The organism is Pseudomonas sp. GQ91 (assembly GCF_059758795.1).
Window position 1 is genome coordinate 95832 of the sequence record NZ_JCAXED010000012.1, and the last position, 12042, is coordinate 107873.

A 12042-nucleotide genomic window follows, 5' to 3' on the forward strand; every position below is an offset into this window, starting at 1 on the left:
GAATTAAAGAGTCTCGGATCCGGTCAGGCGCTTGATGGTGCTGCGCAGGATAGGGCTTTCGGGTTGTTCCTTGAGGAACTTGCCCCAGATTTGTCTGGCTTCGCGTTGCTTGCCCTGAGCCCAGAGTACTTCGCCCAGGTGAGCGGCGATCTCCTGATCGGGGAAGCGCTCCAGCGCCTGGCGCAGCAGGCGTTCGGCTTCCACCAGATTGCCCAGGCGGTAATTCACCCAGCCCAGGCTGTCGAGCACCGCCGGATCTTCCGGGTTGATGCGGTGTGCCTGTTCGATCAGGACTTTGGCTTCGGCATAACGCGTTGTGCGGTCAGACAGGGTGTAGCCCAGGGCGTTCAGTGCCATGGCGTTGTCCGGATCGCGCTTGATGATCAGGCGCAGGTCTTTCTCCATCTGTGCCAGGTCATTGCGTTTCTCGGCCAGCATGGCGCGGGTGTACAGCAAATTCAGGTCGTCGGGGTATTGCAGCAGAGCCTGCGCGAGGATTTTCCAGGCACGGTCTCCCTGGTTGTTAGCCGACAAGGTCTCGGCCTGGATCAGGTAAAGCTGGATGGCGTAGTCGGGCTGTTCCTCGCGCGCCGTTGCCAGGCGCTTTTCCGCTTCGTCGGTGCGACCGTTGCTCATCAGGATGTCGGCTTGGCGCAACTGGGCCGGCAGATAGTCGTTGCCGGGGCCGACCTTGGCGTACTCGATCAGCGCACCTTGCGGGTCATCCAGCTCCTCGGCGATACGCCCCAGGTTCAGGTGCGCCGAGTCGACATGGCTTTCCCGCGCGATCAGCTCTTCCAGGTAGCTCTTGGCCTCTTGCCAGGCCTTGGCTTCGAGGCAGACCAGCGCCAGGGAATAGCGCAATTCGTCGTCGTCCGGGTATTGCTGGACCAGGCTGGCGAACTCCACTTTGGCGTCCTCCATGCGGTCTTGCTCTACCAGCATGCGCGCGTAGGTCAGGCGCAAACGCTTGTCGTCCGGGTATTGCTTGATGCTTTTTTGCAGCAGTGGCAAGGCCTCCTTGCCGCGATTGAGGCTTTGCAGCAGGCGCGCCCGCAGCAGCAGGGGAGCCACTTCACCGGCTTCCGGCGGATTTTGCTCCAACAGCTTCAGCGCCGCCTCGGCTTCGTCATCCTGTTGCAGCAACAGCGCCTTGCCAAACACCAGCTGGCTATTGCTCGGGTGCTTTTGCAGCAGGCGGTCAAAACTTTTCATCAAGCCATCGCGTGTGTCCTGGTCGGTGTCGGCGGCCGACAGCGCGAGGAAGTCGAAATGCGTGTCACCTTTGCCCTGGAGCACTTTCTCCATATAGAACATGGAGTCGTCGTAGCGTCCGGCCCGCGCCAGCTGGATCGCGGCGGCGCGCTGCGCTTCAAGGTCGTCCGGGGCATTTTTCGCCCAGATCATCGACGTATCCAGTGCGGCCTGATCGGCCCCCAGGTACTCGGCGATACGGAACGCTCGCTCGGAGATGCCTGGATCCTGGGTATTGATGGCCTGGGTGACATAGTTGTCCAGGGCAATGTCAAAACGGTTGCGCTGACCAGCCAGCTCTGCGCTCAGCAGGCTGAACACCGTTTCTTCACTGAACGAGGAGTAAACCTTGGGCTTTTCAGGGACGGGAATGCTGTCTTCCGCCGGCGGGGAACTCTCCGGCGGCACCGGGGCCATGGTCTGGCAGCCGCTGAGGAAGACAAAAGCGAGGAGCAACGCGGAAGATCTATTCATATAGGAAGAGGACGACTAACCTGCGGTCGGATCATCATGACACAAGCCCTCGGCCAAACATAACCGGGGGCGCCGTAATACGTATATTGCCTTCTCGTGCAGGCGCGAGGGGCGCCTGGCCCGATTCTGGATCAGCCCATTGTATTGGGGTTTTTCGCGAGCAAGCTCGCTCCTGCATAGGCACAAGGTATTGGGACAATAGACAAGGGTGGTTGTTCTGGCTCTTTCGAAGTAGGACAATTGTCGGCTTCCCGACATCATCAGCGATATTGAATGGCCTTCCTTGCTCTAGGTATCAACCACAAGACTGCTTCTGTAGACGTCCGCGAGCGCGTGGCGTTTACTCCGGAGCAATTGGTTGAGGCCTTGCAGCAGCTCTGTCGGCTCACCGACAGCCGCGAAGCTGCGATCCTTTCCACCTGCAATCGCAGCGAGCTCTATATAGAGCAGGAGCATCTTTCAGCGGATGTCGTGCTGCGCTGGCTGGCCGATTACCACCATTTGAGCCTCGATGACCTGCGCGCCAGCGCCTATGTGCATGAAGACGATGCGGCCGTTCGTCACATGATGCGCGTGGCCGCCGGCCTCGATTCGCTGGTATTGGGCGAACCGCAGATCCTCGGCCAGATGAAGTCGGCCTACGCCGTGGCCCGTGAAGCCGGGACCGTCGGGCCGCTGTTGGGACGCTTGTTCCAGGCTACGTTCAATTCGGCCAAGCAGGTCCGGACCGACACCGCTATCGGTGAAAACCCGGTGTCGGTGGCGTTTGCCGCGGTGAGCCTGGCCAAGCAGATCTTCAGCGACCTGCAACGCAGCCAGGCGCTGCTGATCGGCGCGGGCGAGACCATCACACTGGTCGCCCGGCACCTGCATGACCTCGGGGTCAAGCGTATCGTGGTGGCCAACCGTACCCTGGAGCGCGCCAGCATCCTCGCCGAAGAGTTTGGCGCCCATGCGGTGCTGCTCGCGGACATTCCGGCCGAACTGGTGCGCAGCGATATCGTCATCAGTTCCACTGCCAGCCAACTGCCGATCCTGGGCAAAGGCGCGGTGGAAAGTGCCTTGAAGCTGCGCAAGCACAAGCCGATTTTCATGGTGGATATCGCCGTTCCCCGGGATATCGAGCCGGAAGTCGGCGAGTTGGACGATGTTTACCTCTATAGCGTCGACGACTTGCACGAAGTGGTCGCTGAAAACCTCAAGAGCCGCCAGGGCGCTGCCCAGGCCGCCGAGGAAATGGTCGCGGTGGGCGCCGATGATTTCATGGTGCGCCTGCGTGAACTGGCCGCCGTGGATGTGCTCAAGGCCTACCGCCAGCAAGGCGAGCGCCTGCGGGACGAGGAATTGAGCAAGGCCCAGCGTATGCTCGCCAATGGCAGCAGCGCGGAAGAGGTCCTGATGCAATTGGCCCGTGGCCTCACCAACAAGTTACTGCATGCACCCAGCGTACAGCTTAAAAAACTGACTGCCGAAGGCCGCCTCGATGCGCTGGCCATGGCCCAGGAACTCTTTGCCCTCGGTGAGGGCGCGTCGGATAGCTCTTCGGATAAAAAACCGCAATGAAAGCGTCACTGCTCAATAAACTGGACGTTCTCCAGGATCGCTTCGAAGAATTGACCGCCTTGCTCGGCGATGGCGAAGTCATTTCCGATCAACACAAGTTTCGCACCTATTCGAAGGAATACGCGGAAGTTGAACCCATTGTGGCCACTTATAAACAGTTGCTGAAGGTTCAGGCCGACCTCGAGGGCGCTCAGGCGCTACTCAAGGACAGCGACCCGGACATGCGCGAAATGGCTGTCGAAGAAGTCCGCGAAGCCAAGGACAAGCTCGCCGAACTGGAAGGCGACCTGCAACGCATGCTGTTGCCCAAGGACCCTAACGATGGGCGTAACGTGTTCCTGGAAATTCGTGCCGGTACCGGCGGTGACGAGGCGGCGATTTTTTCCGGCGACCTGTTTCGCATGTACTCGCGCTATGCCGAGCGACGCGGCTGGCGCGTGGAAATTCTCTCAGAAAACGAAGGCGAACATGGCGGTTATAAAGAAGTCATCGCCCGCGTGGAGGGGGAGAACGTCTACGGCAAGCTGAAGTTCGAGTCGGGTGCTCACCGCGTACAGCGGGTCCCGGCGACTGAATCCCAGGGCCGCATCCACACCTCGGCCTGCACCGTGGCCGTGTTGCCCGAGCCGGACGAACAGGAAGCCATCGAGATCAATCCGGCGGACTTGCGCGTCGACACTTACCGTTCATCGGGAGCTGGTGGGCAGCACGTCAACAAGACCGACTCGGCGATCCGCATCACGCACTTGCCATCCGGGATTGTGGTGGAATGCCAGGAAGAGCGCTCCCAGCACAAGAACCGTGCGCGGGCCATGTCCTGGCTGTCGGCCAAGCTCAATGACCAGCAGACCAGCGCCGCCGCCAACGCGATTGCCAGCGAGCGGAAATTGCTGGTGGGGTCGGGCGACCGCTCCGAACGCATTCGTACTTACAACTTTGCTCAAGGTCGGGTCACCGACCACCGGGTCAACTTGACCCTGTATTCCCTGGACGAAATCCTCGCCGGCGGCGTGGACGCGGTGATCGAGCCGTTGCTGGCCGAGTACCAGGCCGATCAACTGGCCGCGATAGGTGAATAAATGACCATTATTGCCAGCCTGCTACGCGCCGCCGAACTGCCAGACTCGCCCACCGCGCGTCTGGATGCGGAGCTGTTGCTGGCCGCGGCCCTGGGCAAGTCCCGCAGCTATCTGCACACCTGGCCGGAAAAGATCGTCAGCAGCGAAGACGCGCTGCTCTTTGCCGATTACCTGCAGCGTCGCCGCACGGGTGAGCCGGTGGCCTATATCCTCGGCCAGCAAGGTTTCTGGAAGCTCGACCTGGAAGTCGCGCCCCACACGCTGATTCCCCGCCCGGAAACCGAGATGTTGGTGGAAGCCGCACTGCAATTGCTGCCCGCCACATCCGCCAAGGTCCTCGACCTGGGCACCGGCAGCGGCGCGATTGCCCTGGCCCTGGCCAGCGAGCGTCCGGCCTGGAAGGTGACCGCGGTGGATCGTGTGCTGGAGGCCGTGGCCCTGGCCGAGCGCAATCGCCAGCGCCTGCACCTGAACAACGCAACGGTGTTGAGCAGCCATTGGTTCAGCGCCATGAAGGATCACACTTACCACCTGATCATCAGTAACCCGCCCTATATCGCCGCCACCGACCCGCATCTGGTGGCCGGCGATGTGCGCTTCGAACCGGCCAGCGCCTTGGTCGCGGGCCACGACGGTCTCGACGACCTGCGTTTGATCATCGCCCAGGCGCCTGCGCATCTGGAGAGCGGCGGCTGGCTGTTGCTGGAACACGGTTATGACCAGGCAGCGGCTGTTCGCGAACTGCTGCTGGCGCAAGGTTTCGAGGCGGTTCACAGCCGTGTCGACCTCGGTGGGCATGAGCGTATCAGCCTGGGGCATCGGCCGTGCTGACCGATCAGGAGCTGCTGCGCTATAGCCGACAAATTCTGTTGCAGCATGTCGACATTGAAGGTCAGTTGCGCCTGAAAAACAGTCGCGCGCTGATCGTCGGCCTGGGTGGCCTGGGCGCGCCGGTCGCCTTGTACCTCGCGGCGGCCGGTGTCGGCGAACTGCACCTGGCGGATTTCGACACGGTCGACCTGACCAACTTGCAGCGCCAGATCATCCACGATACCGACAGCGTCGGCCTGAGCAAGGTCGACTCGGCGATCCGCCGCCTGAACGCGATCAATCCCGAGATCCTCCTGGTTGCGCATCGTACGGCACTGGACGCGGATTCGCTGTCGGCCGCGGTTGCCGGCGTGGATGTGGTGCTCGATTGCTCGGACAACTTCTCCACGCGCGAAGCGGTGAACGCGGCGTGCGTGGCCGCTGGCAAGCCCTTGGTCAGCGGCGCGGCGATTCGCCTGGATGGGCAGCTCTCGGTGTTTGATCCGCGCCGCCCGGAAAGCCCGTGCTACCACTGTTTATACGGGCACGGCAGTGAAACTGAACTGACCTGCAGCGAAGCCGGTGTCGTCGGCCCGCTGGTGGGGTTGGTCGGCAGCCTGCAAGCCCTGGAAGCCTTGAAGCTGTTGGTCGGTTTTGGTGAGCCGCTGGTAGGCCGCCTGTTGTTGATCGATGCCTTGAGTACGCGTTTCCGTGAGCTGCGAGTCAAGCGCGATCCGGGTTGCAGCGTGTGCGGCAGCCATCATGGTTAAGGATGCACCGATTGGTGTGTTCGACTCCGGTGTCGGCGGTCTCTCGGTACTGGACGAAATCCAGCGTCTGTTGCCCCACGAGTCACTGTTGTACGTGGCGGATTGCGGGCACATTCCTTACGGTGAGAAAACCCCTGAATTCATTCGTGAACGGTCGCACCTGATCGCCGGATTTTTCCGTGAGCAGGGCGCCAAGGCCTTTGTGATCGCCTGCAACACCGCAACGGTTGCCGCGGTGGCTGAGCTGCGTCGGGATTTTCCCGATTGGCCGTTGGTGGGAATGGAACCGGCGGTCAAGCCTGCTGCGGCAGCGACTCGCAGCGGCGTGGTTGGCGTGCTGGCCACCACCGGCACCTTGCAAAGTGCCAAATTCGCCGCGTTGCTGGACCGCTTTGCCAGCGATGTGCGGGTGGTTACCCAGCCGTGCCCGGGTCTGGTGGAGCTGATCGAGACCGGTGACCTCGACAGCCCGGCGCTGCGTCAGTTGCTACAGAGGTATGTCGAACCGCTGCTCGACGCCGGGTGCGACACGATTATCCTGGGATGCACCCATTATCCTTTCCTCAAACCGCTGCTGGCCCAGATGCTGCCCCCCTCGATCATCCTGATCGACACCGGCGCCGCGGTGGCCCGTCAGTTACAACGCCTGTTGGCTGAAGGCGACCTGCTGGCTGAAGGCAATCCCCACGCTACACAATTCTGGACCAGCGGCGATCTGCAGCATCTCCGAAATATCCTACCCAAGCTCTGGAAAACTGCCGGCATTGTGCGAAAATTCGGTCTGTGAAAAATTCGTGAAATAACGGTTTATTAGACTGAACTTCTGCGTAAACGTCGGCTTCTATAGCTCTTGAGCGGTAAACCTCTATAACCTCGTTGGGAAGGATGTTTCATATGAAGCGCTTGTTCTGTTTGGCTGCGATTGCAGCCGTAGTGGTGGGGCACTCGGTTTCAGCCCAGGCCGCAGGCCTGGAATTCGGTGTAGGGCATACCAGCGATTCGACCATGACCTATCGCCTGGGCGTGCAGTCGGACTGGGATAAAAGCTGGTGGCAGAGCGATGTCGGGCGCCTGACCGGTTACTGGAGCGGCGCTTATACTTTCTGGGACGGTGACGAGCGTGCCAGCGTGAGCAGCCTGTCGTTTTCGCCGGTGTTTGTGTATGAGTTTGCCGGGGCGTCGGTAAAGCCCTACATCGAAGCCGGGATCGGGGTGGCCTTGTTCTCCCGCACCCAGATCGAAGACAACAACATCGGCCAGGCTTTCCAGTTCGAGGATCGTCTGGGTTTCGGCCTGCGGTTTGCTGGCGGGCATGAAGTGGGCATTCGCGCCACGCACTACTCCAATGCTGGAATCAGCAGCCATAACGACGGTGTCGAAAGCTATTCGCTGCACTACACCATGGCGCTGTAAATCCTGACGACGCTCCGTAGCAGTTGCCTTGGCCCGGCAACTGCTACGCGATAAAAACGCAGCTATTGCATCAGCGATACATCGTCGCAAGCCCTTGGCGTTCCTCAATGCACTCCGGCGCGCCCATTTCGAACTCCCGGCAAATCAACGGTCGCTTCTCATAGATCGTGCACATCATCGTGTCGCGGTCCAGTGCGGCGCACCAGCCGTCGTCCAGGCGCAGCATGACCTCGCCGCCCCAATCGTCAGTGTCGATAAAGCGATCGGGCACGCCCGTGTCGGTGATCAGCATGACTTCCAGCTGGCAGCAGCACGCCGCGCAGGTGGAGCAGGTGACAGTAGGATCGGCAATTTGAGTGTGTGGGATTCGGGTCATAGGCGCGCAGTGTAAGGCAAGCCGGCGCTGAGCGTATGAAAGTCCTGACGGGCGTTAGTACAAGACGTTGAGCATTGCATGCCCGAGTCATGTCACTGTCGGCAATGGCGACTTTTTCACAGGTCGTCCTTGTGTGGCGGCGGGCTGCGCAACATGCGCTTGCCGATGATCAGTTGGGCTCGGCTCGGCGGTTTCGACAGCGGCCAGAGCGTGGCGATGGACAACGCCGGGAAGGCGATGTCCAGTGGGCGGCTGTCCAACTCGGCGAAAATATGCCGGGCAGCCTTGTCTGCCGACCAGCTCAACGGCATCGGAAAATCATTGCGCGCGGTCAGCACGGTGTCGACAAACCCCGGGCTGACGACGGTGACGTCGATGCCTTCGGATGACAGATCACTACGCAGGGATTCAAACAAGTAACGCAGGCTGGCGCGGGAAGTGCCAGACGCTTCGATGCGGGGCATCGGCAGGTAGGTCACGGCGCTGGCAATCCCCACAAGATGAGGCGCCTGCCCACTGCGTAAAAGTGGCCGCGCGGTGTCGATGCAATAGCTGCTGGCTAACAGATTAGTGCGTACCACATGCTCGATGATCGTGGTATCCAGTTGCCTGGCATCGACGTATTCGCAGGTGCCCGCGTTGAGAATCACCGTGTCCAGGCTGCCCCAGGTTTGCGCAATCCGCTCGCCGATTTCACGTACAGCCTGGCTCTTGGTCAGGTCCCCGGCGACCACCAGCACTTGCCCAGGATAGTGTCGGGCAAGTTGTTCCAGGGGCTTGCTGGAGCGAGCACTGAGTGCCACCTGCGCGCCACTGCCGAGCAGCACGTCGGCCAGGGCCAGGCCGATACCACTGCTGGCGCCGGTCAACCAGTAACGACGAGGCACGGTCGGACTCATACGATTTTCCTTTTCAGGCAGCGAACGAGGCGGTGCGGGAAATTACTCATCCGCACCTCCCGCAGCCTGGCGCGACGGCAGGCTGCGGAACGCGGCCAGGGCGCGCTCGCGGGATTTTTTCAGATCGACGATGGGCCGTGGATAATCGGCCACGCCAAACAGGCCGCCGACGGCATCGGGAGTGTGAACTTGTTTTTTGTTCAGGTCCGCCAGCTGCGGCAACCACTGCTTGATAAAACGCCCTTCGCCGTCGAATTTTTCCGACTGGCTCAGCGGGCTGAAAATCCGGAAATAAGGTGCCGAGTCGGTGCCGGTGGATGCACTCCACTGCCAGCCACCGTTGTTGGCTGCCAGGTCACCGTCGATCAAGTGGCGCATGAAGAAGCGCTCACCTTCGCGCCAGTCGATCAGCAGGTTCTTGGTCAGGAACATTGCCACCACCATACGCAGGCGATTGTGCATCCAGCCGGTTTCCAGCAGTTGGCGCATGGCGGCGTCGATGATCGGCAGACCGGTGCGTGCCTGCTGCCAGGCGGCCAGGTCCTCGGGTGCATTGCGCCAGGCCAGGGCCTCGGTTTCCGGGCGGAAGGCGCGGTGCCGCGACACCCTCGGGTAGCCCACCAGAATATGCTTGTAGAACTCGCGCCACAGCAGCTCATTGATCCAGGTGACCGCACCGACATCACCGCTTTCGAACTCGCCGTGATTGCTTTGCAGGGCCGCATGCAGGCACTGGCGCGGTGAGACCACGCCTGCGGCCAGGTAGGCGGAAAGCTGGCTGGTACCGGGTTTGGCCGGAAAGTCGCGCGCATCCTTGTAATAGTTGATCTGGCCGTCGCAGAACTGCTCGAGGCGCCGCCGCGCTTCTTCTTCGCCGGCAGGCCACAGGGCACGCAAGCTCTCGCCGGGAGCGGCAAACCCGCTCACCTGTTGTGGGATCGGATCGCTGCCGATCGACAGCGGCGCCTGGGCCTTGGGTGTCGCCACCAGACGCGGCAGGGCTGTGTGCAGGCGTTCGTAACAGACTTTGCGGAACTGGCTGTACACCTGGAAGTAGCTGTCGGTCCTGGTCAATACGCTGCCGGGTTGGAACAGCAACTGATCCAGATAACGGTGGAAAGTCACCCCGTCAGCGTCCAGGGCCCGGGCAACCTGCGCGTCACGTCGGGTTTCATGGATTCCATACTCATCGTTGACGTGGACCGCCTCTATGCGCAGCTCTCGGCACAGCTCACGCAGCACCTGGGGCGCCAGGTTCCAGGTGGCGGCATGCCGGACCAGCAGGGGAATATTCAATTTATCCAATGCCTTGCTCAGGCACTGCAGATTTCGCAGCCAGAAGTCCACCTTGCACGGCGCATCGTCATGGGCCAGCCATTGATCCGCGCTGATCAGGTATACGGCCACCGTCGGGCCGCGCTCGCAGGCGGCGGCGAGGGCGGTGTTGTCATGCAGGCGCAGATCGCTGCGCAGCCAGATCAAGTGCATTTAGAGAAGTCCACGCTGGATCAATATCTGATGGGCCGATAACGGGTCTTCGGCCAGAAACAATTCGGGAATCTCATCGGTCAATCCGGACAGTTCGGTTTGGTGGATGCGCACCGTTGGTCCGGCGATCCCGATGGGGCAGTTAACGCCGCTCAACAGCTTCGGCAGTGCCCCCCAATTGATCGACGTGCTGGAATGTAGCAGCACTGCGCGCGGTTGCAGGTGTCCGACCGCCAGCGCCAATTCGCCTGTCGGCAGCGGCCAGTCGAAGACCTCCACGGGGCAATTGGCGCTGCTCGCCAGCCAGGCGCTCAACCACAGATGGGGCTCAAGCGGCAGGTCGGAGTGATTGATCAGCAGCAGCGGCGCGCCATTGAGCTGGCGATTGTTGTGATACATCCGCGCGCCAAACTTGCTGCGCAGCCAGGAATAGAAAAACACCCGTTCCATCTGCGCGCCGAATTGCCCTTGCCAGCGCTGTTCGAGGTCCTTGAGCAACGGCAGCAGCAGGTGTTCACACAGTGTGCGTGGCGGGTACAGCGCCATGGCTTGATTGAAGGTGTCGTCGACCCGACGCTCGGCCAGTTGGCTGATCGCCTGCAACAGGGTTTGTCGCAAACCGTGCCATTCGGTTTCGAGGCTGTCATTGGCGGTCTGCGCGTTGTCGATCAATTGTTTGACCTGGCTGACCGGCACGCCTCGATTGAGCCAGGTAAGAATGGCCTGGATGCGCTGCACATGCTCGGCACCAAACAGCCGATGCCCCTTGGGCGTGCGTTGCGGCACGATCAGTCCGTAGCGTCGCTCCCAGGCGCGCAGAGTCACGGCGTTGACACCGGTCTGGCGCGCCACTTCGCGAATCGGCAGCCAGCCCTGTCGCAGTGCCTCGGCCATGTCGTGCGACGATTCGGCGGGATCTTGCACGGACATCTTCATGGGCTAAATCGCATTACGCAGGCTGAGATTTTCCGGGTGCGGTTGCAGGTAGGCCTGCTGCGCGATGTAGCGGTCCGGATGCTGGCGAAAGTGATGCTTGAGCAAGGTCAGCGGCACCACCAACGGCACGATGCCGTGGCGGTATTGGCCGATGAGGGTTTGCATTTCCTGCTTGTCTTCGGCACTGATGACGTGTTTGAGATAACCGCTGATGTGTTGCAACACATTGGAGTGGGTGCCACGGGTGGCGCACTTTTTCAGCCCTGTCATCAACTCGCTGAAATAGCGTGCCGCGAGGTTATCCAGATCCTCAGCCTGGCCCATGTTGCCGAGCATGTTGCCGAGGCTTTTGTAGTGGGCCGGGCTGTGGGCCATCAGTTGGTATTTGTAGCGCGCGTGGAAGCTGAGCAAGCCATGGCGGGTCAGGCCTTCGGCCAGTAACTGTTGCCAGTCGGCGTAGACGAAGACCCGGGTCAGGAAGTTTTCCCGCAGCACCGGGTCGTGCAGGCGACCGTCTTCTTCCACGGGCAAGTTGGGGTGGCGGGCACAGAACGCCTGGGCGTAGATACCGCGCCCACCGCCTTCGGCCGGCGTGCCGTTGTCGCGGTAGACCTTGACCCGTTCCAAGCCGCACGACGGCGATTTTTGCATGAAGATATAACCACACAGATCAGTGTGTTCAGCGGCCATTTGCCGAGCGTAATCGTGCAGCGGCTGCGTCACGTTCAATTCGCGGTGCACGCTTCCAACGGCTTGCGGTTGTTGCGGATCGCCGACGAGGCGGATGGCTTCGCGGGGGATGCCCAGGCCGATGGCGACCTCCGGGCACAGCGGCACAAAATCGAAGTAGTCGCTGAGGGTCTGGCTGCACAAAGGGGATTGCTTGTGTCCACCGTTGAAGCGCACGTTCTCGCCCAGCAGGCAGGCGCTGATGGCGATCTTGGGTTTTCCGCTGGTGGACGCTGTGTCGTGCATGAGCA

At 61.3% G+C, this 12042-nt stretch carries 12 protein-coding genes; 6 read left to right on the forward strand and 6 right to left on the reverse strand.

Annotated elements, in window-relative coordinates:
* Positions 1-3 precede the first annotated feature (3 nt).
* Positions 4-1728 carry a tetratricopeptide repeat protein gene (locus AC6CIA_RS18730; protein WP_498314097.1) on the reverse strand — a complete coding sequence of 575 codons (1725 nt, stop codon included), beginning with the start codon at positions 1726-1728 and terminating at the stop codon, positions 4-6.
* A 273-nt stretch (positions 1729-2001) separates the two neighbouring features.
* Here AC6CIA_RS18730 and hemA point away from each other — a divergent pair, with 273 nt between their 5' ends.
* The 6 genes from hemA (at position 2002) to AC6CIA_RS18760 (ending at position 7363) form a co-directional block, all read left to right on the forward strand.
* Positions 2002-3291, forward strand: coding sequence for a glutamyl-tRNA reductase (hemA, locus tag AC6CIA_RS18735; RefSeq protein ID WP_498314099.1), 1290 nt, complete (start codon positions 2002-2004; stop codon positions 3289-3291).
* Positions 3288-4370: a peptide chain release factor 1 gene (gene prfA, locus AC6CIA_RS18740; protein WP_339532568.1), complete on the forward strand. Its 1083-nt coding sequence runs from the start codon at positions 3288-3290 to the stop codon at positions 4368-4370. The genes hemA and prfA overlap by 4 nt, the downstream gene beginning before the upstream one ends.
* Positions 4371-5201 (forward strand): peptide chain release factor N(5)-glutamine methyltransferase, encoded by an 831-nt coding sequence (gene prmC, locus AC6CIA_RS18745; RefSeq protein ID WP_498314101.1) that lies wholly within the window; start codon positions 4371-4373, stop codon positions 5199-5201.
* Complete coding sequence (locus tag AC6CIA_RS18750) at positions 5195-5950, forward strand: molybdopterin-synthase adenylyltransferase MoeB (protein WP_498314103.1); 756 nt, start codon at positions 5195-5197, stop codon at positions 5948-5950. The genes prmC and AC6CIA_RS18750 overlap by 7 nt, the downstream gene beginning before the upstream one ends.
* On the forward strand, positions 5943-6737 hold the full coding sequence (gene murI / locus AC6CIA_RS18755) for a glutamate racemase (protein WP_498314105.1): 795 nt from the start codon (positions 5943-5945) through the stop codon (positions 6735-6737). The genes AC6CIA_RS18750 and murI overlap by 8 nt, the downstream gene beginning before the upstream one ends.
* Before the next feature lie 107 nt (positions 6738-6844).
* Positions 6845-7363, forward strand: coding sequence for an acyloxyacyl hydrolase (locus AC6CIA_RS18760; RefSeq protein ID WP_339532564.1), 519 nt, complete (start codon positions 6845-6847; stop codon positions 7361-7363).
* Between the two features lie 70 nt (positions 7364-7433).
* Here the strand turns inward: AC6CIA_RS18760 and AC6CIA_RS18765 are convergent, their stop codons facing one another.
* The 5 genes from AC6CIA_RS18765 to AC6CIA_RS18785 form a co-directional block, all read right to left on the reverse strand.
* Positions 7434-7739, reverse strand: a complete 306-nt coding sequence (locus AC6CIA_RS18765) for a YkgJ family cysteine cluster protein (protein ID WP_498314107.1) — start codon at positions 7737-7739, stop codon at positions 7434-7436.
* A 116-nt stretch (positions 7740-7855) separates the two neighbouring features.
* Positions 7856-8638, reverse strand: coding sequence for an SDR family NAD(P)-dependent oxidoreductase (locus AC6CIA_RS18770; RefSeq protein ID WP_498314109.1), 783 nt, complete (start codon positions 8636-8638; stop codon positions 7856-7858).
* A gap of 42 nt (positions 8639-8680) precedes the next feature.
* Entirely contained in the window at positions 8681-10126 is a 1446-nt protein-coding gene (gene phrB, locus AC6CIA_RS18775; RefSeq protein ID WP_498314111.1) for a deoxyribodipyrimidine photo-lyase, read from the reverse strand.
* Positions 10127-11062 (reverse strand): MerR family transcriptional regulator, encoded by a 936-nt coding sequence (locus AC6CIA_RS18780; RefSeq protein WP_498314113.1) that lies wholly within the window; start codon positions 11060-11062, stop codon positions 10127-10129.
* Between the two features lie 3 nt (positions 11063-11065).
* A complete protein-coding gene (locus AC6CIA_RS18785; protein ID WP_498314115.1) occupies positions 11066-12037 on the reverse strand; it encodes a YbgA family protein in 972 nt (323 codons plus the stop codon).
* Between the last annotated feature and the right edge of the window lie 5 nt (positions 12038-12042).